This window comes from Lysobacter rhizosphaerae, assembly GCF_054779795.1.
Map to the genome: position 1 here is coordinate 121,751 of NZ_BAAGXO010000002.1, position 22,366 is coordinate 144,116.

Sequence of the window (22,366 nt, forward strand, 5' to 3'; positions counted from 1 at the left end):
TGTGCTGGTATGGCAAGCCGCTATTTTACGGCGTCACGCCGCCGGACCGCTCAATCGTCCGGCGAGCCATACCGCAGCCAGCGCTCGGCTTCGCGGTGGTCGCTGAAGATGCGCACGTTGATGCCCATGCCCTGCCCGAAGATTTCGGCGTATTCGATGGCAGGCAGGAACTCCGGCGTCGGTTCGATCACGGCGACGCGATCGAAGTTCGGGGCTTCCTCGTGGAACACCAGGGCCAGTTCGGCAAGCTCGGCCTGGCTCGCTGGCTTCCCTTTCTTGCGGTCGGTCACCAGGAGCTTGCGGAGGCCTCGCTCCTTGGCTTCAGCGACGATGTCCCGCCAGTAGGCGATGCGAACCGCCTGGGCGTCGATTCCACCACTTACTTCGACCTGCAGATGGTCGCCGTGTTCGACGAGGCGCAGCGCGTAATCCGGGGAGAGGCGTTCCTTGGCCATGACCCGCATGCTCAGGCATCGCTGCGTGGTCTGCCAGTGTCTGTCCCAAGGCAGTGAAGCCACGACTGCCAAGCCCGGTCCGGTCTTGACCGGCGCATGACCCGGGGTATGCCTGCGAAAGCGCACCGTAGAATGGAGGTCGCTTCCATCCGGGACCTCCATGTCCGCCGCAGGCACGTCCATAGAAGGCGCCACCGTCGACGTCCTCATCATCGGTGGCGGTGCCGCCGGCCTGATGTGCGCCATCAGCGCGGGGCAGCTCGGCAAGCGGGTACTGGTGATCGAGCACGCCAACCGCGTCGGCAAGAAGATCCTCATGTCGGGTGGCGGGCGCTGCAACTTCACCAACACCGGTGCCTCCCCCGCGAATTACCTGTCCGCGAACCCGCACTTCTGCAAATCCGCCCTCGCCCGCTACACGCCGGCGCACTTCATTGAGCTAGTGGAGCGCCATCGCATCGCCTACCACGAGAAGGAACTGGGCCAGCTCTTCTGCGACGAGTCGTCCAAGCTGATCGTGAAGATGCTGCTGGACGAATGCGCGGCCGTGGGCGCGCGCGTCGAGACTTCGTGCAGCATCGAACGCGTGGTGCACGGCGACAGCGGGCTCTTCCATCTGCATACCTCGCGCGGCGTATTCACCGCCCCCTCCCTGGTGGTCGCCAGCGGCGGCCTGTCCATCCCGAGCATGGGCGCCAGCGGATTCGGTTATGAGCTGGCGCGCCAGTTCGGCCACCCCGTATTGCCCACGCGCGCGGGCCTGGTGCCGCTGACACTGAGCGGCAAGCACCAGGAACGCCTGCAGGACCTCAGCGGCGTCGCCTTCCCGGTGGAAGCGCACTGCAACCGCAAGGCCTTCCACAACTACCTGCTCATCACCCACCGCGGCATCAGTGGTCCGGCAATCCTGCAGATTTCATCGTTCTGGCAACCCGGCGACGACCTGCGCCTGGACCTCCTGCCGGGCCTGGATGCGCTGGAGACGCTGCAACGCCTGCGCCATGAGCGCCCCGCGGCCGAACTCAAGACCGTCCTCGGCGACCTGCTGCCCAAGCGCTTCGCGCAGCGCTTGTGCGAGCACTGGCTGCCCAACCGGCCAATGAAACAATTCAACGAGCCGCAACTGCGCGAAGCCGCCGCGTTGCTCGCATCCTTCCCGCTGGTCGCCAGCGGCACCGAAGGCTATCGCACGGCGGAAGTGACCCTCGGCGGCGTCGACACCGACGGCGTGTCGTCGGCCACGATGATGTCGAAGCACGTGCCCGGCCTGTATTTCATCGGCGAGGTCGTCGACGTAACCGGCTGGCTGGGTGGCTACAACTTCCAATGGGCATGGGCGTCCGGGCACGCGGCGGGAGTGGCGGCGTGAGCCTTGGGCTGGCCGAAGAATCGACCGGCCTCGGCTTGGGCCTTCACCGGCCGCTGGCCGTCACCTATCGGAATTTCTACGTTTCAGTAAGCCGGTCACCACTACAGCCAACACGATGGCTCCTGCGTAGATGAAGTAGCTAATGCGGCCTTGGATAATTCCCAACGCAAGCGAAGCAACGAATCCGAGCGCAGCGACAACCAAGAAGAATTTGGCCATCTCTTCAACTTCCTGGCGCCGACTGATCAGTTTCAGCCGGGCTCAGCAAGCCATATCGGATCATGGCTCGTATATAGGAAAAGTCTGAAAATTCGCCGCAGTTTAAGTTGCGCCATCACGAACACGACATCGTGCTGTCGACAAGACGATTTCCGAGCGCCTGGAGTGCCAGAGCAGGCGGAGATCCCCCGCAGCCTCAGCGCTTTTCCGTCACCGCGCGCCGCAGGTTGATGCGTGCCTGCGCATCGAGGCGCTCGTGGAACCAGTCGCTGAGGAAGATGCGCGGTTTCGCCAGCAGCGCCTTGAGGAAGCGGCGCCGGTTGAGCTTGAACAGCCATGCCGGCACCTGGCCGCGATATTCCGTGGTGATGCCACGGTCGTAGGCGGCGAACGCGGCCTCGTCGGCCGCGAGGATGGCCATGTCGCAATCGAGGAACAGCGCCGCGTCACGATCGACATCCTCCGGAGCCAGGGCACCATGGCGCGCGGTGAGGTTGATCAGCTCGGCCACGCGTGCGGCATCGATGCCTTGACCGGGCAGCCAGCGCGCGATGTGCTCACTGGCCAGTGCGGCCGAACGTGCCTCGTTGTCCTTGCGTCCGGCTTCGTAGATGGCGTCGTGATACAGCACCGCCAGGCGGACTTCCGCGGGCTGGTTCCAGCCGGGCCCGTTGGCGACGCCGTCGTAATGGCGCAGCACGTGCTCGACATGCGTGAAGTTGTGGTACGCACGCGGCGGCGTGGCATAGGCGGCCTGCAACGCCGCCAGCTGTTCCTCGGGAATCAGTACGTCGTCCTGCATTGCCGCGGCATCGTCCGGGTCGATGCCATCAGGATAGTGGAGGTCAGTGGCCGGGGCGCTGGTAGGTGCCGATCAGTTCGGCCTGCCCCACCACATGGCCTTCCATCGCCTTGAGCAATTGCGCCTTGTCCGGCTGGTGCAGGTCGGGCAGCTCGACGTCGAGGGCATACAGCTTGTGGAAGTAGCGATGCCGGCCCTTGGGCGGGCACGGCCCGCCATAGCCGGTGCGATCCCAGTCGTTGCGGCCTTCGCGTGTTCCCGCCGGCAGTTGCCCGGATTTCAGTCCTTCCGGCAGTCCCTGCGATGCGAGCGGCAGGTTGTAGAGCACCCAATGCACCCAGGTGCGTTGCGGTGCAGCCGGATCGGGTGCGTCGGGGTCATCCACGATCAACGCGAGACTGCGGGTACCCGCAGGCACATCTGCCCACTGCAGCGCGGGCGAGATGTCCCCGCCATCGCAGGTATGGCGCGCGGGCATGGCGGCATTGTCGGCAAAGCCGGGTGAGGCCAGTTTCATCGACATGGGGTTCGTCCTCGTTTCGCTGCAGGCCGAAGTCGCGGCGACCAGGGCCAGGGCTATGCCGAGCAAAAAGCGGGAGGCGTTGGCTGCAAGGGCGCTTGTTGCGGGCCGGGATCGCATACCGGCGGATTCTAGGCCGGCCGGTCGAAAGGACGCGCGAAGCCGGGAATTCGTGAAAAATCCGCCCAGCGCGGTTCCTCCGTATCATGGCGCATGACCGACCATGCCATCGAATTCGCCGATCTGCCGCTCAATCCCGCCCTGTTCCAGGGCCTGGACGCCCTCGGCCACGTGCAGATGACCCCGATCCAGGCGCAGAGCCTGCCTGCCCTGATCGAGGGCCGCGACCTGATCGCGCAGGCTCCCACGGGCAGCGGCAAGACCGCGGCCTTCGGGCTGGCGTTGCTGCATCACCTCGACCCGGCCCAGATCCGCGTGCAGGCACTGGTGCTGTGCCCCACGCGCGAACTCGCCGACCAGGTCAGCAAGCACATCCGCAAGCTGGCCACGGGCATCCCCAACGTCAAGCTGTCCACGCTGACCGGTGGCCTCGCACTGGCGCCGCAGCTGGCGTCGCTCGCCCAGCACGAACCGCACATTGTCGTCGGCACACCCGGCCGCGTGCAGGAACTGCTGCGCAAGCGCGCGCTCGACCTGCGCGGCGTGCGCATGCTGGTGCTGGATGAGGCCGACCGCATGCTCGACATGGGCTTCGAGGAGCCCATCCGCGAGATCGTCGGCAAGACGCCGGGCAACCGGCAGACGCTGCTGTTCTCGGCGACGTATCCGGACTCCATCCGCGCCATCGCCGGCAACGTCATGCGCGATCCGCTGGAAGTCACGGTCGAAGGCGCGCAGCAGCAGGCGACGATCGACCAGCGCTTCTTCGATGTCGATCCGGCGCAGAAGCCCGCGGCGCTCGCCGGCCTGCTGATGGAATACAACCCGGAATCGACCGTGGTGTTCTGCAACATGCGCAAGGACACGGAGGAAGTCGTTTCCTCCCTCGCCCACCTGGGCTACACCGCGCTGGCGTTGCACGGCGACATGGAACAGCGCGACCGCGATGAAGTGCTGGTCCGCTTCGCCAACCGCAGCTGCAACGTGCTGGTGGCGAGCGACGTCGCCGCGCGCGGGCTCGACATCCACGATCTCGGCGCGGTCATCAACTACGACGTACCCAACGATGCCGACACCTATGTCCACCGCATCGGCCGCACCGGCCGCGCGGGACGCAGCGGTGTCGCGCTGACCCTGTGCACGCCACGCGAACTGCCGCGCTCCACGGCGCTGGCGCAGCAGCTGGGCGTGGCGATCCGCTGGGAGCGCCCCACGCTCGCCGCACTGCGTCCCCGTTCCGCGCCCCCCGCCGCGACCGTCACTTTGTGCATCGACGCCGGCCGCACCGACAAGTTGCGACCGGGCGACATCGTCGGCGCCATCACCGGTGACGCCGGCCTGCCGGTCGAGGCCATCGGCAAGATCGACGTCTTCGCCACGCGCAGCTATGTCGCGATCCAGCGCAACCAGGCCGACAAGGCGTTGACGCGGCTGCAGGCCGGCAAGATCAAGGGCCGCAAGTTCCGCGTGCGCAGGATCTAGCGCGCCGCAAGGGCCTCGCGCACGTTCGCGAACACGCGGGCGAGGTCGCGACGCGCCGTCGGCGACAGCGCCATCGCATCATCCGCGGCAGCGGGCACGGTGCCGGCCGTCCACGCAAGCGCGACGCGATTGCTCTGCCGCGGCTCCTCGATCACCAGCACGTTCCCGGGACCGAAGGCGCGTTGCAGCCTGTCGACGTGCAGCGCCGGATCCTCGCAGTAGAGATTGATGGCCATGGCGCCACCCTCGACGAGCGACGCGCGGCAGTGGTCGTAGAACGCCTGCGTGGAAAGCCCGCCGGGGATACCGGTTTCGTCGTAGCCATCCACCAGCAGCAGGTCATAGGCGGCGTGGCGTCCGGCCAGGAAATGCGCACCATCGTCGAGCACCACGCGAAAGCGCGTGTCGTCGGCGGGGACGTGGAAGCGCCGGCGCAGCGCCAGCACATGCGGATTGTTCTCGACGACCTCGATGTGGGCGTCGTGCAGGTGCCGGTAGCAGTACTTCGCCTGCGATCCGCCCCCCAGCCCCACCATGCCGATGCTGCGCGGCCGGGGCACCAGTACGAGGGCGCCGAGCATGGTGCGTGTGTAATCGATCATCAGGCGGTCGGGGTCGCGCGTGACCATCTGGCTTTGCGACACCCCATGCGCGAACTGCAACTCGATGGTGTCGCCGCGACGACGGATGGACGGCTTGCGCAGATGCGGAGGCACGTCCACGCGCGACGCGCCGAACAATGCCGCCAACCACGCACGCCAGCCTGTCTGCGTCGATGCCATCGGGTGGAGATCAGCTGAGTAGATCAGCGGAGCTGGCTGTCCTTGCTGCCGCGACGGTTGTAGCCGCTGAAACCGGCCTGTTCCTGGTCGCGCGCTTCCTGGCAGTCCACGCACAGGCGCACGCCGGGAATGGCCTTGCGGCGCGCTTCGGGAATCTCCGCGTCGCACTCCTCGCAGCGCATCAGCCCAGGGCCCTGCGGCAACTGGCTGCGGACACGCTGGATCGCGTCCTTGATGGTGGCATCGATCTGGTCCTGCACCGCGCCATCGCCTGCCCAGCCAGTTGCCATGGAAGTTCTCCCGAAATCACCGGTTTCGTGGCAAGGATAGCGGGTCGGGCTGAATCGTCGCGAACATCGCGTCTATTGGCCGCCTGCGCCGTACCAGCGCCGCACATTGGCGGGCAGCCACGGCTCCAGCGCGATGTCGAATGCGGTGTAGGCATCCAATACGTCCCGTGCGACCTGTTGTGCCCAGGCAGGGCCCGCGCGAAGTTCCAGTTCATCCACGCCCAGCAGCGCCTCGGACCACGAGTACAGCAGCTCGCAGCGCCTCGCCAACTCGCGTCGCAACCAGTCGCGCGCCGGCGCATGCACGTCGTAGCCCTGCGCTGCGAGGCGCTGCACTGCGGTCCCGAGAAAGGCGCCTGCCCCCCGATACCACTCGCCGTGCCCCCCTGCATCGCGCATGACCGTCAACGGAACCGGCGCATTGAACTCCGCGAGCTCGTGCTTCAACTCCAGTTCGAGCGCACGCGCATCGCGCACCCGATCCGTCTCGACCAGCGCCATGCGGTCCGGATCGAAGAACTCGAACCAGCGCGGATGCAGCGATTGCAGGCGTTGCAACGGATCGCGTGAAAAGCCGAGTTTCAGCAGATCCTCGTACGCGCAGGGGAACACGTACAGGAAGCAGCGGCCCCGGCTGAGGGTGCCCAGGGAAGGCGGGATCACGAGGGTCTATGGGCATCGCCGGAGCCTAATCGAGGCGCCCGCGGCTGGTTGACCCGGTCATAACATCCGCGGCGATACCTTCCCCCCGCCGGAGAAAACGCGACGGACCGAGGACCGAAGCAGTGGTTTCCGGCACGGAAGGCCCAGCCAGCGAGACCAAACCTCTCGTTCGCCGCTGGGCCTTCTTGTTTCCGACGATCCCACCAAACACCGTCGTAGACTGGCGCCATCCAGCCACGTGGAGTCCCGAATGCCGGCCGCCCTGCACGTCCAATCCGGCGCGCTGGTCGTCCATCGCCTGCTGGATGTCGCCAACGAAATCGACCTGGCGCGCGCCGAGGCGTTGTGGCTGTCGCATGCAGGGCGCGAAAGCCGCCGCACGCGCCTGGCCACCGCCGCTCCGGATGAGCTCACCTTCGGCGTTCCGCCGGCACTGCTGGCAATGCCGCCCGTGGATATCGAGCTGGCGGGCGTACCCACGCGGGCGGAGGCAACGGCGCGGATCTACGACTTCGGCGCGATCGTCATCGCCCTGCGGATACCGGTGGAGGGACTCGCCTGGGAAGCGTTCGGCCACCAGCTCAACGCGCTCGATCGCATCGCCGCCGCCGACACGTCGATCTGGCGCGACGCATTGCGCAGCGTATTGGACGTCATCGGCCCGGCGCTGCATCGCCCGGCAACGCAGCACCTGGAAGAGGACTACCTGTTCGCCATCGTCCATGCTTTCGCGCAGCCGATGACCGGCACGCAGGTCCGCGAACAGGCGAATCTCGCCGCCCTGTTGTCGGGTGAAACACGGCCACTGTCCGCACAGGAAGCCGCGGCGATCACCGAGCAGGCGTATTCCTATTTCGAGGATGACCTGGTCGTCCTCACCTGGGACCGCGCCTTCCTCTACGAACCCAGCCGGGGCTCGGATGTCGTCGACATCATCGAGGTGGCCAATGCCCAGCTGCTGGAGATGCGCTACTACGACGAACTGCTCGATGACGAGCTGGCCACCATGTACGGACTGGTCGGGAGCGCGCGCGGCGGATTGTCGCTGCTCGCTTCACGCCGTGCCGCCCGGCTGGCCCGGAAGTTGTATGGACTGGTGGCGGAAGTCACCGAGCTCACCGAGCGGGTCGAGAACTCGCTGCAGGTCACCGAGGACGTCTACCTGGCCCGCATCTATGGCGCGGCACTGGAGCTGTTCCGCGTGCCGCGCCTGAGCGCCGCCGTCGATCGCAAGCTGGAGATCATCCGCGGCACCTACACGGCGCTCTACGATGAAGCCTCGAGCCGCCGCGCCGAACTGCTGGAACTGGCCATCGTGCTGCTGATCGTGTTCGAGATCGTGCTGGCCCTCGCCCGCCCCTGAGCGGAAGCGACCGCCGGCTGCCGCCAAGAAAGCCCAGTCCGCCGAGCCGCCCGTGAACACTGTTCACGCCGCGCCAGGACTACACTCCATCCAGGCCATCTTTGCTGCCGACGCGCGCGGAGGGTCGCCATGTACGCCCTGCTCCTTGCGGTTGCGCTGACCCTCCCGGCGCCCGTCGGCGACATGCCCGCCGCGCCCACGACTCCCCCGACGCCCACGACGATCCCCGTCCCCGTCCCCGCCGCGCCGGAAGCCGTAATGGCCCTGCCGCCGCAGTTGCGCCAACGCCTGCACGACGAAGTACTGGCCAAGCCCTCTGCCCCGCAGGAGCGACTCGATCGCCTGGCGCATTTCATGCTGGACGCGGACGGACTGGGCATCAACTACGAGGAAGGCGCGACCTATTCGGTCGAGCAGACTTACGCGGCACGCACGGCGAACTGCCTGTCCTTCACCATGCTGTTCGTGGTGCTGGCACGCGAAGCAGGCCTCGACGTGCAGCCGCAGGAAATCGCCGAAACGATTTCCTGGCGGCAGGAAGCCGGCATGATCTACCGCAACAACCACGTCAACGCGAGCGTCCGGGCCAATGGGCGCAACTTCACCGTGGATACGGCCGGGGACAAACTGATCGCGAGGGATCGCCCCGTACCCATCGACGACCGGCGTCTGCTGGCGCATTACTACAACAACCTGGCAATGCAGCAGCTGGCGCTCGGGACTCCGGCCAACGGCCTGGCCCTGATGCAGCGCGCGCTGGACGCCGATCCTTCCTACGCAGCCTTGTGGAGCAATGCCGGCGTCCTGCGCCTGCATGACGGCGACGTGGCGGGCGCCGAGCGCGCCTACCAGAAAGCGCTGGAACTCAACCCCGAGGAAGACAGTGCGCTGTTCAACATGGTCAGCCTTGCCCACCGCGTTGGCGATGCGCAGCGCGAAGCCGAATTCCGCCGCCGGCTGGCGAAGGTGCAGCAGAAGGACCCGCTGCATCACTTCCTGCAGGCAATGGATTTCGAGCGCAGCGGCGACTATGCGCAGGCGATCGCGCACTACCGGCGGGCGATCCGGCTGCACGCCGGTGAACACCGCTTCTATTCCGCGCTGGCGCGGGTCTACCTGAAGGCGGGCAATCCGCGCCGTGCCGGCAAGGCCCTGCTACGGGCGCAGGCACTCAGCGACGGCGCGACGCGCGCCGCCTATCGCGCGCAGCTGCAGGAACTGCAAAGGGCGTCGAACTGAATGTACTCAGCCGCGTTGCCGCGCCATGCGCAGGCTGCGCATCACGCCCGCGATGATCACGCCGGCAAACAGGGGCAGAGGTTCGAAATGACCGGTCGCGGCGGCGGTAATCGCGGCACACACGGCGGCCAGGACAAGGATGAGGAGGAGATCGAGGCGAGGCACTGGACTTCCGGCTGTTACGGGGGGATGGATCGCAGGAACCGGCCGGCGATCGTTCACCGGCGCAACCCATGTCGGGGGCCCCACTTTCAGCCCAGAGTCTATGTGTGATCGCTATGTGAAGCCTGAATGTCGGCCGCGTTCATCTACATGACGCGGCACGCGATCGACGAACTGTGACCCATTCCCTGTGCCCGCGACGCGCGCGGAAATATCCGTCCTGTTTTCCGCAGCTTAGCCAGCTGGCTTCGCGCAATTGACCATCCAGGCCTTGCCGTAGCGGTCGGTGAGCATGCCGAACCGCTGCGCCCAGAACGTTTCCTGCAGCGGCATCTGTATGTTGCCGCCCTCGACCAGGGCGGCGTAGATGCGTTCCGCCTCGGCCGGCGTATCGACGGCGATGTTGACGCAGCCGCGGTTCGGCGCGTGCTGCGGCGGTCCATCGGCGCCCATCAGCACCGCATGGCCGCTCTCGAGTTGCGAGTGCATCACCCGCGCATGGGTGGCCGGCGGCATTTCGTCCGCCATCGGCGACTCGCCGTAAGTCATGCGCATGGTGACCTGGCCATTGAAGACACGGGCGTAGAAATCGAATGCCTCGCGGCATTGTCCGTCGAAATCGAGGTAAGGGATGAATTGCATGGCGTCGCTCCCGCGATGATGGATCCGCACATCATGGATCTGCACATCCTGGTCAGGCCGCCCCGAAGTCGGGCTCTTCCAGTTGTCGCACTTCGCAATCCAGCTCCCACTCGTCGCCATGGATCAGCAGGAAACGCTGCGTCAGCGCGACGGCCTCTTGCATCGACCCGGCCTTGAGCAACGCAAAGCCCCCAACTACCTCCTTGGCTTCCGTGAACGGCCCGTCGACCACGCTGGTCTTGCCGCCCTTGAGCTTCACGATCGCCCCCTCGGACGTGGGCCGCAGTCCGGCGGTATCGAGCAGTACGCCCGACCGTGTCATTTCCTCGATCAGGCGCCCCATGTCCGCCATCAGCTGCTCGCTGGGCTGCTGGCCGTTGTTCTCGTTGATCCGGATCATCGAAAGAAAACGCATCGTGGTACTCCTTGCTGTGGTCATTGGCGACGACCGGCCGAAAGCCGGCTCTCGGAAGGACGACGAACGGGGAGCCACCGGATCGACATGCCCCGCGGACCTCCTGCAGGACCGGAAGCGGCCGCGCCCTATCTGCCGCGCAACGACCGGAACACCCGCAGGATGGCCTCGGCGCTGCGCGCCGCGTCGTCTTCGGTCGTCGCCCAGTTCGACACCGAGATGCGCATGGCCGCCAGGTCGTGCCAGGTCGTGCCGCTGAGCCAGCAGGTGCCTTCGTCCTGCACGCCAGTCACGACGGCGCGGGTCAGGTCATCGTCCTCGCCGAAGCGCACCAGCACCTGGTTCAGCACCACGTCGTTGAGGACGCGCACGCCCTCCTCCGCGGCCAGCACGGCGGCCATCTGCCGCGCCCGCGCGCAGCAGCCGTCGACCAGCGATTCCACCCCGTCACAGCCGAGCGTGCGCAGGGTCGCGTACACCGGCACCCCGCGCGCCCGGCGCGAGAATTCCGGCACCCAGTCGACGGCATCGCGTTCGAGTCCGCCGGTCTGGATCAAGTATGCGGCGACGGAGGTCATCGCGGTGCGATGGTCCTCGGCATTGCGCACGATCGCGACGCCGCAGTCGTACGGCACGTTCAACCACTTGTGCGCATCGGTGGCCCAGGAGTCGGCGAGCTCGATGCCATCGGCCAACGCACGCAGCGACTGGCTGGCGCGTGCCCACAGGCCGAACGCGCCGTCGACGTGCAACCAGGCATCGCGAGCCCGGACGATCCCGGCGATCTCGCGCAATGGATCGAAGGCGCCGGTATTCACGTTGCCCGCCTGCGCGCAGACGATCACCGGGCCTTCCAGCGTCGCCAGCTTTTCCCGCAATGCGTCCGGCAACATGCGGCCCTGCGCGTCGGCTTCCACCCGGTGCAGGGCCCGCGTGCCAATGCCGAGGTAGCGCAGCGCCACGTCGATGGTGATGTGGGACTCGGCCGACGTCACCACATGGATGCGCGGCGCGCCGTACAACCCGTCGGCTTCCACGTCCCAACCCGCCCTGCGCAGCACGCCGTGGCGCGCGGCCGCAAGGCAGGTGAAGTTCGCCATCTGGCAGCCGGTAACGAAACCGACACCGGAGTCGCGCGGCAGGTCGAACAGTTCCCGCAGCCATTGCGCGGCGACTTCCTCCGCCGCCGCGGCCAGCGGCGAAATGACATGGATGCCCGCGTTCTGGTCCCAGGTCGACACCAGCCAGTCCGCCGCCAGCGCGACCGGATAGGCGCCACCGATCACGAAGCCGAAGTAACGCGGCGACGCGCACGCGGATGTTCCCTGCGCCGCCTGCGATGCAAGCAGGTCGAGCACCGCGCGTCCGTCCTCGCCCTGTCGCGGCAGCGGGGCACGCAAGGCCGCCATCATTTCGTCGCGGCCATGGCGCGCACCGACGTGCCGATGCGGCAGGTCCAGCAGGTAGGCGGAAGCGAGCGCGTGCGCCTTGTCGAGGCACTGCGCGAACTCAGTGGTGTCGAAGCGGGCCATGTCGTGCTCCGTGCAAGCGATGAAGGATCGCCTGGCGTGCGCGCCGCGGATCGGCACGCCTGGCATTCGGTGCTGCGGCGATCATCGAACCAGCGCGGGACGGCTAGCCGTGCGCGCGGAGCGTGCGGTCGAACAGCGCCATCGTGCGGCGCCACGCCTCTTTGGCCGCAGCCTCGTCGTAACGCGGCGTGGTGTCGTTGTTGAAGCCGTGCTGCGTATCGGCGGGCTGGTATAGCGTGTACTTCACCCCCGCCGCCTTCAGCGCGGCTTCGTACGCCGGCCAGGCCGTGTTGATGCGCTCGTCGTTCGCGGCCAGCACCACCAGCATTTCGGCCTTGATGTTTGGCACATCCTCCAGCGCGGGTGGGCTGCCGTAGAACGGCGCCGCGGCGATGAGATGGGGCAGCCGTGTCGCGAGGAAGTTGACCATGCCGCCGCCGTAGCAGAAGCCGACCGCGCCCATGCGACCGCTGCCGCCTTCCACGTGCGCCAGCAGGTCGGCGGCCGCAAGGAAGTCCTCGCGGGTCTTGGCCTGGTCGAGCTTGGCGAACTCGGCGCGCGCCTTGTCCTCGTCGCCGGGATAGCCACCCAGCGGAAACAGCGCGTCCGGCGCGAAGGCGATGAAGCCGTCCAATGCCAGCCGGCGCGCGATGTCCTCGATGTGCGGATTGAGCCCGCGGTTCTCGTGCACCACCAGCACCTGCGGCAGCGGTCCCTTCGCATTCGCCGGTTTCACCAGGTAGCCGCGGGCCTTGCCATAGCCCTTGGGCGAGGGAAACTCGACGAACTTCGCGGACAGCCGCTTGTCATCCGGCTTCACCTGCTGCGCCGACGCGAACTGCGGAGTCAAAGCCGCCAGCAGGCCGGCCGCCGTCGTGGCGCCGACGGCAAAGCGCGCCGCGCCGGTGAGGAATCCGCGCCGGTCGATGATGCCGTGCACGTACTGGTCGAACAGTTGCAGCACTTCCGGATCGAAGTCGCTGGCCCGCTGGCGTGGAGGTGTCGGCATGAGGTGCTCCGTTGGTGGACGGTGATCCGCGAAAAGCTACCCGGTGGGATGTTAGTGCGATGCGCATTGCCGCCGCGAGCAGAGGACACCAGCGAGTCGTTGCGGTCGCGCCGGGCCGCATCATGCCGGGAGGATGAAGCGACATTCAATCCGCGGCTCCAACCCTTCGACCCAGGCCCTTCGACCAGGACCGTTTGACGCAGTGCCAACCCCCGGTCTGCTTTCATCGCGCCCGTGCACCCGCGCACGTCGGCTAGAGTCCCCATGAAAAAGTTCCTTGCCATCTATACCGGCTCGGCCGCGTCCATGGACACTTGGAAATCGATGGACGCAGGCCAGCGCGCCACGAAAGAGCGTGCCGGGATGGAAGCCTGGAAAAAGTGGGCCACCGACAACGGTTCGTCCATCGTCGACCAGGGCGCGCCGCTGGGGAAAACCAGGCGGGCAGCGCCCGGCGGCATTTCCGAAACCCGCAACAACATGACGGCCTACACGGTCGTGCAGGCCGAATCGCACGAAGCGGCGGCACGGCTCTTCGAGAACCATCCGCACTTCACGATCTTCCCTGGCGACGGCATCGAGATCATGGAGTGCCTGCCGTTGCCGGAGATGTGAGGTTCACGACTCGGGAAACCCGGCCCGTCGCAGTGCCTCGGCGAGATGGTCGATGTCGGCCTGGCGCTTGAACGGAAGCTTCGCGAAGTAGCGTTGGATCGAGAAATCGGGTTGCGCGGCCATGCAATCGGCGACATCGCGCCGCGCCGCCTGCATGTCCCCGAGCAGCGCATCGTTCGCAGCCCGCGGGGCCAGGTGCCGGTAATGGCGGTCGGTCACATGGTTGAACATTTCAGCCGCTTCCCGGTAGCGGTGCGTCAGCAGCAGGGCCATGCCGTATTCGCGCCAGTACCACGGCGGGTCGAAGTAAGGATCGATCTGCCGCGCCCGCTCGAACCAGGCCAGCGCCTGTCCTGCCTCGCCGAGGTAGTTGAGCATCATCCCCATGTCGGCGACGTTCCACTGATTGCTCGGATTGAGCTCTACCGCGCGCCGGATGTGCTGCGCGCACAGGTCGAAGTCGCCGCGCAGCTGGCAGACCTGGGCCAGGATCGAATGGCAGGTGCTCTCGTCTGGATCGAGCTCGACTCCGCGCATGGCCAGGGCCAGGGCTTCGTCCAGTGCGGCGTCTTCGCCGACCGGATCGTCGTACCACTGCCCATAACGCATGGCCGCCAGCAATGCGTGCGCAAAACCATAGTCGGGGTCGAGCGCGATCGCCTGTTCGAACAGCCTGGTCGCGTTCGCGCGTCCCTCCGGTTCGGCCCACGGCAGCGCATTGCCGCGCAGCACGCATTCGTACGCGGCGAGGCTCGAAGGCGGCTTGCGGCGTGCGCGTTCCGCATCGCGGGCCTGCACGCGTCCAACCAGCGTAGCCACGATCGTGCCGACGACCTCGTCTTGGACGTCGAAGATCTCCGACAGCGCGCGATCGAACTTCTCCGCCCAGATGTGGTTGCCGGACTCGGCATCGATCAGCTGCGCGGTGATGCGCACGCGCTCACCCATGCGCCGCACGCTGCCTTCCACGATGAAGCGGACATCGAGCTCGCGCGCCACTTGCTGCACGTCGACGGCCACGCCGCGATGGCGGAACGACGCCGCGCGCGAGCGCACCGCCAGCATGTGCCAGCGCGACAGCTCGGTGATGATGTCCTCGGCTAGGCCGTCGCTGAGGAACGCCTGCCCGGGATCGTCGCTCAGGTTGGCAAACGGCAGTACCGCGACCGGCACGGCGGCCACGCCCTTGGTCGCGCGCGAGAGGCTCGCGACCGGCGCGACTGCAACGCTGGCAACCGGCCCGGTGCGCATGGCGTCGTCGACACGGGTGACCGGAGCGATGAAGCGATAGCCCAGCGCATGCACGGTCTGCACGTAACGCGGGTGCTCGCTGTCGTCGCCGAGCGCACGCCGCACCAGTGCAATCGAGCGGTTCAGCACGCCGGGGGTGACATGGCGATGGCCCCACACCGCATCGAGCAGGACGTCGTGACTGAGCAGCTCGCCGCCGTGCTCGAGCAGTTCGGTGAGTACGCAAAAGGCCTTGGGCTCGAGCGCGATCGGTTGTCCGTCGCGGTACAGCTCGTGCCGTACGGTACTCAGGCGGAAGCGGTCGAAGTCATAGCTCTGCGAACCATTCACCGGCGAAGCATCCAGGTCCTGTGTTCAGTATGGCCAGCCAGCGCGTCGTGCGTGCGCGGGCCATTGCCAGCGTAGCCAGTGACTTGTAAGGGGATGTCGGTCGCCCCGCTTCCCCCTCTCGGGTGGCCGGCTGCCAAAGCCCGCTGCCGGACAAACAGTTATGCGAGCGTTAACGCCGGTGGCAAGTCGCTGGTCCGGCACGCCAGCAGGCCGCACACGCGGTTGCCAGCGGGCCGGATCGGGCGTGTGCTTCGCTAATTGCCTCCACGTGCCTACACTGGTGCATCGCCCCCAAGGAGCTGCCCCCATGGCCAAGCCCAATTATTCGTTCGAAAAGCGCCAGCGCGAGATTGCCAAGAAGAAGAAGCAGGACGAGAAGCAGGCCAAGAAGCAGGCGGCCAAGGACGCTGCGACTCCTTCCGAGTCCGACGCGCGTCCGGAAACCCCCTCTGCCCGCGGGTGACCCAAACCGCACAAGTCTGGGCCGCACAAGTCTGGGTGGATGCCGACGCCTGCCCGGGCGTGATTAAGGAAATCCTGTTCCGCGCGGCCGAACGCGCCGGGGTGCAGGTCACCCTCGTCGCCAACCAGTGGTTGCGCACCCCACCCTCGCGCTTCATCCGCGCCCTGCAAGTACCGGGCGGATTCGATGTAGCGGACAGCGCCATCGTCGAACGCGTGCAATCCGGGGACCTCGTGGTCACCCAGGACATCCCCCTGGCCGCCCTGGTGGTCGAAAAGGGCGCGATCGCCATCAACCCTCGGGGCGAGCGCTACACGCCCGACAACATGGCTGAACGCCTCTCGATGCGTAATTTCATGGAAGAACTGCGCGGCAGCGGCGTCCAGACCGGCGGCCCGGCCGCTTTCCACGCCCGCGACCGCCAGGCCTTCGCCAACCAGCTGGATACCTGGCTGGCCCAGCGATCGCGCAGTTAGGTTTCACAACCCCCCGGCTGCACTCGTGTAGGCTTGGACGGCAAGCCGCTCCATTCGCTGCGTCCCGTCCGACCCAGGTCGACCGCTTCGCTCCCCCCTCACGCGTCATCACCCTCCTGCAGGGTGACGCCCCAATGGGAGCGCCATTGCCAGGTTATTCCACCCGCAAGCTCACACTGACCATAGGCGGCCATGATTGGCGCCTGCGCGTACTCAGCGATCTGCAGCAGTTCGGCGATCCCGACGGACATGGCGAACGAATGGGTATTTCCGGCGCGCAATGGAGCCTGTTCGGGCAGGTATGGCCGGCCGGATTGCTGCTGGCCCAGGCGATGCAACGTTTTGAACTCGATGGCGAACGCATCCTGGAACTGGGCTGCGGCATCGGCCTGGCCAGCCTGGTCCTGCAAAGGCGTGGCGCCGACATCGTCGCCAGCGACATCCATCCGCTGGCCGAACCCTTTCTAGCCTACAACGCAGCGCTCAACGAGCTGCCGGCGGTGCACTACCGGCAGATGAGCTGGGATACGCCGCTGCCAACGCTCGGTCTGTTCGACGTCATCATCGCCAGCGACGTGCTCTACGAGCAGGGACACGCGGCGCTGATCACCGATGTCATTGCCCGCCATGCGCACCCGGACGCGCAGGTGCTCGTGACCGACCCGGGGCGTGGCAACAGCGCCCGTTTCACGCGGCTGATGCAGGAACAGGCGTATTCGCTGGACGAGTCGCGTTGTCCCATGTCCGACGACGACCCGCCGCCGCATCGTGGTCGCCTGCTGCACTATCGCCGCGGGACCCCACGGATGGCGCTGGCATGACCGTCGCAGCGCTGCTGCCGCAAGCCGCATCGGCCCATGTCGCCAAGGCCGAATGTTCGAGTTGCGATGCGGTCTGTTGTCGCCTGACCGTCGTATTGCAGCCGGAGGACCGGGTGGCCGGACACCTCACCACGCATACCGAGGCCGGCCTGCATGTGATGGCACGCGATGAGGAGGGCTGGTGCGTCGCCCTCGACAGCAAGCGCATGTGTTGTTCGATCTATGAAAGCCGCCCCGCCATCTGCCGCAGGTTCCGCATGGGCGGCCCCTATTGCCTCGATATCCGCGCCGACTACGCCGATCGGCGCGCGCGCGGCATTCCACTCGTTCTTTACTAACGGAGACTCCGATGGCTCGCACACCCCCCCCTGCTGACAGGACCTTCCGGAAAAAGGAACCGGATTCCAGGATGCTCACCAGCGAGCGCATCGCCGACGACCTCCAGGCGTTCGAGAAATCCGGCGGCGCCATCGAAGTGCTCGGCATCACCCAGGTGCTCAAGAAACTGGGCGGGACTGAAACCGTTTCCGACGCCCCCATAGCCGCGCCCGTACGCCCCGGCGCCGGCAGTCGCAAGTCGCGATAGCGACGGCAGCAACCACACGCACCGCCTGCATCAGGAAAAAACCGCCCGCATGAAGCACCAGATCGCGATATTCAGATTCACCCTTGGCCATGGCCAGAGCATCGGCCCGACCCAGCTGCAGGCCCTGTGGGCAAGCGCCTGCCAGACACCCCACGTCAGCGTGGGGCGCACGCACGGCGCGCGGGGAAGCGACAAGCCGACCTATTCCCTGTACGCCTCGCAGCAGCTGGAAGACCTCCCGTACGTCGAGCAGCGCCTTCGCCACTTGCTCGACCAGTGCAAGCTGCGCGCATCGCTGATCTCATTGCACACGCGGTGAGCGCAGGTAGCCGCCCCTGGAAACCGCGGCCTAGCCCCGTTCACGCCTTCCAGATCCGTGCAATCCGGGCCGTTGTCCGCCCCTGAACCTGAACCGAGCAGCACACAACATTTGCTTTATCGCGCTCAGACCACTACCGTGCCCGGGCTGAGTTCGCCAAGGGTCACCCTGAATCGTGGCCCGATGCTGTAGATCCTGGTTCCACTACATCGTTGCACCCCGCTTCTCCTTGCAACCAGCTTTCCGCCGCACCAGCGGCATTCCATCCGTTCCAAGGAGTTACAACGATGTCCAACCGTGAAACCGGTACTGTCAAGTGGTTCAACGATGCCAAGGGCTTTGGCTTCATCAGCCGTGAAAACGGCGAAGATGTGTTCGTGCATTTCCGCGCGATCCAGTCCCAGGGCTTCAAGAGCCTGCAGGAAGGCCAGAAGGTCTCCTTCGTAGTTGCCAAGGGCCAGAAGGGCCTGCAGGCCGACGAAGTCCAGGCACTCTGAGTACCTGCAACGCCTCCGGGCGTTGGTAAGAACACGAAAGCCCGGCTAACGCCGGGCTTTCTTTTTGCGCGCCGGTTTTTTGCGAACCACTCTTGAGCGCGTAGCGGCCGGTCAACTGCCGGTGGGCACGATGCTCGCGGTCTCGACCATCAGCACGACGGTCTTCTCCGGTGCACGCGGGCGATGCCGCAGGCCCTTGGTGACGACGAACCCCTGCCCCGGCCCGAGTTCCACCGTGCGGTCCTCGAGATCGATCAGGAAACGCCCGCTCACCACGAAGAAGAACTCGTCTTCGGTCTCATGGTGGTGCCAGTGGTACTCACCTTGCAGCACACCCAGCCGCACCACGGACTCGTTCACCGCACACAGCGTCTGGTTGTACCAGGGATGGGTATTGGCCCCTACCAGGGCCGGGACATCGATCACCTCCCCGGCCGGATACAGGATGTTGAGGCGGGTGTCGTAGGGGGATGCGTCGTCAGCGTCGGTCATGACATCACTCGCACGGGAAAATGACGACATTACGCCGGGAAGCCCGCCACGTTAATTCTCCGCCGCGCCGACTTCCGTTTTTGTCACCGACGCAATGCGATCCCTCTGCCGGGACCAGGCGGTTTTCGCGAATCGCTTCAGTGCTTCGCGGTCGGACGGAGCGAATGGCGAGTCGCTGCCGCAATGCTCGAGCAGCAACCGCAGGTCCTGCATTACCCCCAGTTGCTCGGCGAGGCTCTTGTCGAACAGCGACGCCGCCCACTCCAGGCCCGCCCCGACACAGGCGCGGTGTTGCTGCGAAAGTCGGCGCATGCGGCGCCGCCAGCGATGCCAGTCCTCCATGCTTCCGTCATCGCAGACCTTTCCACGGGCCGAATCGATGCGCTGCGAGGACCGCGCCAGGGCCTCTGCCAGCTGCGCCGGTGAGATCCCGTCCCAGGGCAACCCCGTCAGCGCCGCACACAGCGTCGCCAGCAACGCACGGGTCCGCGCGAGTTCCTCAGCCAGCTCGGGGCGTCGCGCCATGGCGGCACGACCGGCCTTGCCCTTGCGAAGCGCGCGCCGCAGCACACGCAGGGTGGGCTCGTCACGTGCCTTGGCGGCGAGCCGGCCCAGGACTTCCACCAGGGCCTGCGCATCGCGCAGCTCCGACAGACTGCGATTGACCCGGCGCAATTCCCGTTCAAGCAGGATCGCGCCAGGCCCCAGCACCGGATCCCCCAGCGCCAACGCCGCGCGTGCGCGGCGTATGCCCTTGCGCGCGCGATGGACGCCAGCGTGCAAGTGGTGACCTGCACTCGCATCGAGCCCGGCCGCGGCGGCCTCGAGCTCGGCGCTCACGTACTCGCGCAGGGCGCTGCCCAGATCCGCCGCGGACATGGGGGGCGTGGCCTCCGGCCCTCGGGATCGAACATGCATGGCCGTTCCGCCCGGCATCACAAGGTCCGCAGGAAAGCACGCGTGCGCCGCAGGGCGTCGACCGACTCGGGGTGCGAGAGGTCGAACTGGTATTCGTGCGGCAACGGCGGCGCCAGGCCGGCCGGGTAGAACAACGTTTCCGTGCGCACGCCGTTTTGCTCCAGCGCTTCGGCCAACGCCAGCGATTGGGGCGCCAACGGATCGCCGTTGCCGACGCTCACGAACGTGGGAGGAAACAGGGCGGTGACGTGCGGTACCACGGAGAATTCCTCCATCGTCGCCAGCGGGGGCTTCTGCGCACCGAAGTACGACCATATGACCGTGCGCAGGAACCAGGACGACGATGACTTGCGCGCCATCAGCCGCGCATCGTGCGGACCACAGAACAATACGGCGCCATGCAACTGCGCGCGCGTGATCGCGGGGGACACACCCATTTCCTGTGCGTAGTCCGGCGACGACACCAGCGCCGCCAGCTGCCCGGCGAGCTGGGCGCCCGCGGAATCCCCACCCAGCACGAAGTGGTCCGGATCGAGCCCGAGGCGTTTGGCGTTGTCGACCAGGAACGCCAGCGCGTGGTTGAGCTGAAGCACGGGCGTTGGATAGTGCGCCTCCGGTGCCAACGAATAATCCACGGCGACGACTGCGTAGCCGTCGCCGGCGAGGATGCGTGCGTAGTTGGCGACCTCCTCGCGGCTGCCGGCCACGAAGCCCCCGCCATGGATCCAGACGATCACCGGCAACTGCTTGTCTTTGGAGGCGGCCGGACGGTGGATGTCGAGGAGGGCGTCGGGGTCGCCCGGGTCGTACCGGAGCGCCGCCTGGGTGCGGATTCCCGCCGGCACCGATGCCTGCAGTGCCCGGTTGGTGGCGGCACCATCGCGCTCGAACAGCCAGCGGATCGCCAGGGCCGACGGCCACGGACTGACGATGCCCGCGAGCATGAGCACAAGCACGACGGCCGCGAGCGCGCCGATCGCCGTCGACAGGCCTCGGAGCAGGCGACGCCCAAGCGATTGCGACCCGACCATGATGGCCTCGAGGCGGTTGGAGCAGTGATGCTACGCCGAGGCAAGGGCGCGAGGGAGTAGCCTATCCAGGCAGCGGCACTCGCGTCGGGCAGCACCCGCGAGCCACCTGCCCCGGATTTCAGCACCACAGGGCACCCAGTGATCAACAACGACGTATTGCGCAGCATCCGCTACATGCTCGACCTCAGCGACATCAGGGTCGTGGAGATCATCAAACTGGCGGACGCCGCCTTCCCCATCGCGAAGGAAGACGTGCAGGCCTTCCTGAAGAAGGACGACGACGAGGCCTACGTCGAGTGCAGCGACCGGGTCCTCGCCCATTTCCTCGATGGACTGGTCTTCTACTGCCGCGGCAAGGACGAGAGCCTGCCGCCACGACCGGTGGAAAAACGTGTCACCAACAACGTGGTGCTGAAGAAGCTCCGTGTCGCCTTCGAGCTCAAGGACGTCGACATGCACCAGGCTTTCGCGGACGCCGGCTTCCCGGTTTCCAAGCCGGAACTGACCGCCCTTTTCCGGCAACCCGACCACAAGAATTTCCGCCTGTGCGGCGACCAGATGCTGCGCAATTTCCTCAAGGGATTGACGCTGCGCGCGCGGGGTGCGGGCCGCACGTGACGCCCCGGGCCGCCCTCGATACCGCACGGGAACTGCGCACGTGGCTGCGCTCGTACCGGTCGGTGTTCGTGCTGACGGGTGCCGGCGTCAGCACCAACTCCGGCATTCCCGACTACCGCGGGGCCGACGGACACTGGAAGCGCAGCGCGCCGATCACCTACCAGGCCTTCGTGCAGGATCCGGCGATGCGGGCGCGCTATTGGGCGCGCAGCTTCGTGGGTTGGCCCGTGGTCGCGCGGGCCCGGCCCAACCGCGCGCATGCCGCGCTGGCCACGCTCGAAGCGCAGGGCAAGATCACCACGCTGGTCACGCAGAACGTCGACGGCCTGCACGCGCGCGCCGGCCAGCAGGCGGTGATCGACCTGCACGGCCGCATCGACCAGGTCGTCTGCCTCGAATGCGCAACGCGCCTGCCGCGGGCCTCGGTGCAGGCATTGCTCGCGGACGCACATCCCGACTGGGCCACGATCACCGCCAGCGCCGCTCCCGATGGCGACGCCGACCTGGAACACCTCGACTTCAGCCAATTCCAGCCCCCGCCCTGCCCGAACTGCGGCGGCCTGTTGAAACCGGACGTCGTGTTCTTCGGCGAGAACGTGCCGCGCGCCCGCGTGGCGGCCGCCGCCGACGCGTTGCAGCGGGCCGACGCCATGCTGGTCGTCGGCTCGTCGCTCATGGTGTATTCGGGCTACCGCTTCGCACGCCTGGCCCATGAAACCGGCCTGCCACTGGCCATCCTTACCCGCGGCGTCACCCGCGCGGACGACCTGGCCTCGCTCAAGCTCCACGCGGACTGCGAAGCCACGCTTGCAGGCGCGGTCGACGCCTGCATGGCCTAGCCTCCGACGCGACGCGCATCACCGTTAACCCCGCGTGCCTTATCGT

At 66.8% G+C, this 22,366-nt stretch carries 30 protein-coding genes; 14 read left to right on the forward strand and 16 right to left on the reverse strand.

Annotated elements, in window-relative coordinates; all coding sequences use genetic code 11:
* Nucleotides 1–50: 50 nt before the first annotated feature.
* The gene (locus tag ACYVGE_RS04610; RefSeq protein ID WP_460727515.1) at nucleotides 51–455 is read right to left on the reverse strand and encodes a hypothetical protein; all 405 of its coding nucleotides are present in this window, start codon (nucleotides 453–455) and stop codon (nucleotides 51–53) included.
* Nucleotides 456–615: 160 nt separating this feature from the next.
* Between ACYVGE_RS04610 and ACYVGE_RS04615 the strand changes: the two genes are divergently transcribed.
* Nucleotides 616–1,824, forward strand: a complete 1,209-nt coding sequence (locus ACYVGE_RS04615) for a BaiN/RdsA family NAD(P)/FAD-dependent oxidoreductase (protein ID WP_460727517.1) — start codon at nucleotides 616–618, stop codon at nucleotides 1,822–1,824.
* Between the two features lie 60 nt (nucleotides 1,825–1,884).
* Here the strand turns inward: ACYVGE_RS04615 and ACYVGE_RS04620 are convergent, their stop codons facing one another.
* The 3 genes from ACYVGE_RS04620 to ACYVGE_RS04630 form a co-directional block, all read right to left on the reverse strand.
* Nucleotides 1,885–2,043, reverse strand: coding sequence for a hypothetical protein (locus ACYVGE_RS04620; protein ID WP_460727519.1), 159 nt, complete (start codon nucleotides 2,041–2,043; stop codon nucleotides 1,885–1,887).
* A gap of 196 nt (nucleotides 2,044–2,239) precedes the next feature.
* The gene (locus tag ACYVGE_RS04625) at nucleotides 2,240–2,845 is read right to left on the reverse strand and encodes an HD domain-containing protein (RefSeq protein ID WP_460727521.1); all 606 of its coding nucleotides are present in this window, start codon (nucleotides 2,843–2,845) and stop codon (nucleotides 2,240–2,242) included.
* A gap of 43 nt (nucleotides 2,846–2,888) precedes the next feature.
* Entirely contained in the window at nucleotides 2,889–3,368 is a 480-nt protein-coding gene (locus tag ACYVGE_RS04630; RefSeq protein ID WP_460727523.1) for a YbhB/YbcL family Raf kinase inhibitor-like protein, read from the reverse strand.
* Nucleotides 3,369–3,578: 210 nt separating this feature from the next.
* Between ACYVGE_RS04630 and dbpA the strand changes: the two genes are divergently transcribed.
* Nucleotides 3,579–4,967, forward strand: coding sequence for an ATP-dependent RNA helicase DbpA (gene dbpA, locus ACYVGE_RS04635; protein ID WP_460727525.1), 1,389 nt, complete (start codon nucleotides 3,579–3,581; stop codon nucleotides 4,965–4,967).
* Here dbpA and ACYVGE_RS04640 read toward each other — a convergent pair.
* The 3 genes from ACYVGE_RS04640 to ACYVGE_RS04650 form a co-directional block, all read right to left on the reverse strand.
* Complete coding sequence (locus tag ACYVGE_RS04640; RefSeq protein ID WP_460727527.1) at nucleotides 4,964–5,749, reverse strand: spermine/spermidine synthase domain-containing protein; 786 nt, start codon at nucleotides 5,747–5,749, stop codon at nucleotides 4,964–4,966. The two genes, dbpA and ACYVGE_RS04640, sit on opposite strands and share 4 nt — an antisense overlap.
* A 23-nt stretch (nucleotides 5,750–5,772) precedes the next feature.
* Nucleotides 5,773–6,039, reverse strand: a complete 267-nt coding sequence (locus ACYVGE_RS04645) for a DksA/TraR family C4-type zinc finger protein (RefSeq protein WP_460727529.1) — start codon at nucleotides 6,037–6,039, stop codon at nucleotides 5,773–5,775.
* Between the two features lie 72 nt (nucleotides 6,040–6,111).
* Entirely contained in the window at nucleotides 6,112–6,702 is a 591-nt protein-coding gene (locus ACYVGE_RS04650; RefSeq protein WP_460727531.1) for a GIY-YIG nuclease family protein, read from the reverse strand.
* 250 nt (nucleotides 6,703–6,952) lie between these two features.
* Here ACYVGE_RS04650 and ACYVGE_RS04655 point away from each other — a divergent pair, with 250 nt between their 5' ends.
* Complete coding sequence (locus tag ACYVGE_RS04655) at nucleotides 6,953–8,065, forward strand: hypothetical protein (protein WP_460727533.1); 1,113 nt, start codon at nucleotides 6,953–6,955, stop codon at nucleotides 8,063–8,065.
* A 129-nt stretch (nucleotides 8,066–8,194) separates the two neighbouring features.
* Nucleotides 8,195–9,304: a tetratricopeptide repeat protein gene (locus ACYVGE_RS04660; protein WP_460727535.1), complete on the forward strand. Its 1,110-nt coding sequence runs from the start codon at nucleotides 8,195–8,197 to the stop codon at nucleotides 9,302–9,304.
* A gap of 6 nt (nucleotides 9,305–9,310) precedes the next feature.
* On the opposite strand, the gene ACYVGE_RS04665 is transcribed toward ACYVGE_RS04660, so the two are convergent.
* From ACYVGE_RS04665 to ACYVGE_RS04685, 5 genes are all read right to left on the reverse strand, one after another.
* Complete coding sequence (locus tag ACYVGE_RS04665) at nucleotides 9,311–9,469, reverse strand: hypothetical protein (RefSeq protein ID WP_310052335.1); 159 nt, start codon at nucleotides 9,467–9,469, stop codon at nucleotides 9,311–9,313.
* Between the two features lie 231 nt (nucleotides 9,470–9,700).
* Nucleotides 9,701–10,108 carry a VOC family protein gene (locus tag ACYVGE_RS04670; protein ID WP_460727537.1) on the reverse strand — a complete coding sequence of 136 codons (408 nt, stop codon included), beginning with the start codon at nucleotides 10,106–10,108 and terminating at the stop codon, nucleotides 9,701–9,703.
* Between the two features lie 52 nt (nucleotides 10,109–10,160).
* Complete coding sequence (locus tag ACYVGE_RS04675) at nucleotides 10,161–10,523, reverse strand: YciI family protein (protein ID WP_460727539.1); 363 nt, start codon at nucleotides 10,521–10,523, stop codon at nucleotides 10,161–10,163.
* A gap of 128 nt (nucleotides 10,524–10,651) precedes the next feature.
* The gene (locus ACYVGE_RS04680; RefSeq protein ID WP_460727541.1) at nucleotides 10,652–12,055 is read right to left on the reverse strand and encodes a pyridoxal phosphate-dependent decarboxylase family protein; all 1,404 of its coding nucleotides are present in this window, start codon (nucleotides 12,053–12,055) and stop codon (nucleotides 10,652–10,654) included.
* Nucleotides 12,056–12,158: 103 nt separating this feature from the next.
* A complete protein-coding gene (locus ACYVGE_RS04685; RefSeq protein WP_460727543.1) occupies nucleotides 12,159–13,064 on the reverse strand; it encodes a dienelactone hydrolase family protein in 906 nt (301 codons plus the stop codon).
* Between the two features lie 264 nt (nucleotides 13,065–13,328).
* Here ACYVGE_RS04685 and ACYVGE_RS04690 point away from each other — a divergent pair, with 264 nt between their 5' ends.
* The gene (locus ACYVGE_RS04690) at nucleotides 13,329–13,679 is read left to right on the forward strand and encodes a hypothetical protein (protein ID WP_460727545.1); all 351 of its coding nucleotides are present in this window, start codon (nucleotides 13,329–13,331) and stop codon (nucleotides 13,677–13,679) included.
* Between the two features lie 3 nt (nucleotides 13,680–13,682).
* Here the strand turns inward: ACYVGE_RS04690 and ACYVGE_RS04695 are convergent, their stop codons facing one another.
* Nucleotides 13,683–15,260 carry a winged helix-turn-helix domain-containing tetratricopeptide repeat protein gene (locus ACYVGE_RS04695; RefSeq protein WP_460727547.1) on the reverse strand — a complete coding sequence of 526 codons (1,578 nt, stop codon included), beginning with the start codon at nucleotides 15,258–15,260 and terminating at the stop codon, nucleotides 13,683–13,685.
* 307 nt (nucleotides 15,261–15,567) lie between these two features.
* Here ACYVGE_RS04695 and ACYVGE_RS04700 point away from each other — a divergent pair, with 307 nt between their 5' ends.
* The 7 genes from ACYVGE_RS04700 (at nucleotide 15,568) to ACYVGE_RS04730 (ending at nucleotide 18,422) form a co-directional block, all read left to right on the forward strand.
* Nucleotides 15,568–15,723, forward strand: coding sequence for a hypothetical protein (locus tag ACYVGE_RS04700; RefSeq protein ID WP_460727549.1), 156 nt, complete (start codon nucleotides 15,568–15,570; stop codon nucleotides 15,721–15,723).
* A gap of 35 nt (nucleotides 15,724–15,758) precedes the next feature.
* A complete protein-coding gene (locus ACYVGE_RS04705) occupies nucleotides 15,759–16,199 on the forward strand; it encodes a YaiI/YqxD family protein (RefSeq protein ID WP_460727551.1) in 441 nt (146 codons plus the stop codon).
* A gap of 146 nt (nucleotides 16,200–16,345) precedes the next feature.
* Nucleotides 16,346–17,020 carry a class I SAM-dependent methyltransferase gene (locus ACYVGE_RS04710; RefSeq protein WP_460727553.1) on the forward strand — a complete coding sequence of 225 codons (675 nt, stop codon included), beginning with the start codon at nucleotides 16,346–16,348 and terminating at the stop codon, nucleotides 17,018–17,020.
* Nucleotides 17,017–17,358, forward strand: a complete 342-nt coding sequence (locus ACYVGE_RS04715; protein WP_457095995.1) for a YkgJ family cysteine cluster protein — start codon at nucleotides 17,017–17,019, stop codon at nucleotides 17,356–17,358. Before ACYVGE_RS04710 ends, ACYVGE_RS04715 begins: the two co-directional genes overlap by 4 nt.
* Nucleotides 17,359–17,429: 71 nt before the next feature.
* Nucleotides 17,430–17,606, forward strand: coding sequence for a hypothetical protein (locus ACYVGE_RS04720; protein WP_460727556.1), 177 nt, complete (start codon nucleotides 17,430–17,432; stop codon nucleotides 17,604–17,606).
* 49 nt (nucleotides 17,607–17,655) lie between these two features.
* Nucleotides 17,656–17,925: a hypothetical protein gene (locus ACYVGE_RS04725; RefSeq protein WP_460727558.1), complete on the forward strand. Its 270-nt coding sequence runs from the start codon at nucleotides 17,656–17,658 to the stop codon at nucleotides 17,923–17,925.
* Nucleotides 17,926–18,212: 287 nt separating this feature from the next.
* Nucleotides 18,213–18,422 (forward strand): cold-shock protein, encoded by a 210-nt coding sequence (locus tag ACYVGE_RS04730; protein ID WP_310052300.1) that lies wholly within the window; start codon nucleotides 18,213–18,215, stop codon nucleotides 18,420–18,422.
* Nucleotides 18,423–18,533: 111 nt separating this feature from the next.
* On the opposite strand, the gene ACYVGE_RS04735 is transcribed toward ACYVGE_RS04730, so the two are convergent.
* The 3 genes from ACYVGE_RS04735 to ACYVGE_RS04745 form a co-directional block, all read right to left on the reverse strand.
* Nucleotides 18,534–18,914, reverse strand: a complete 381-nt coding sequence (locus tag ACYVGE_RS04735; protein ID WP_460727560.1) for a cupin domain-containing protein — start codon at nucleotides 18,912–18,914, stop codon at nucleotides 18,534–18,536.
* Between the two features lie 51 nt (nucleotides 18,915–18,965).
* A complete protein-coding gene (locus tag ACYVGE_RS04740) occupies nucleotides 18,966–19,754 on the reverse strand; it encodes a CHAD domain-containing protein (protein ID WP_460727562.1) in 789 nt (262 codons plus the stop codon).
* Nucleotides 19,755–19,849: 95 nt separating this feature from the next.
* Nucleotides 19,850–20,863 (reverse strand): alpha/beta hydrolase, encoded by a 1,014-nt coding sequence (locus ACYVGE_RS04745; protein ID WP_460727564.1) that lies wholly within the window; start codon nucleotides 20,861–20,863, stop codon nucleotides 19,850–19,852.
* 138 nt (nucleotides 20,864–21,001) lie between these two features.
* Here ACYVGE_RS04745 and ACYVGE_RS04750 point away from each other — a divergent pair, with 138 nt between their 5' ends.
* Entirely contained in the window at nucleotides 21,002–21,481 is a 480-nt protein-coding gene (locus ACYVGE_RS04750; protein WP_460727566.1) for a YehS family protein, read from the forward strand.
* Complete coding sequence (locus tag ACYVGE_RS04755; protein WP_460727568.1) at nucleotides 21,478–22,320, forward strand: NAD-dependent protein deacetylase; 843 nt, start codon at nucleotides 21,478–21,480, stop codon at nucleotides 22,318–22,320. The genes ACYVGE_RS04750 and ACYVGE_RS04755 overlap by 4 nt, the downstream gene beginning before the upstream one ends.
* The last annotated feature ends 46 nt before the right edge of the window (nucleotides 22,321–22,366 follow it).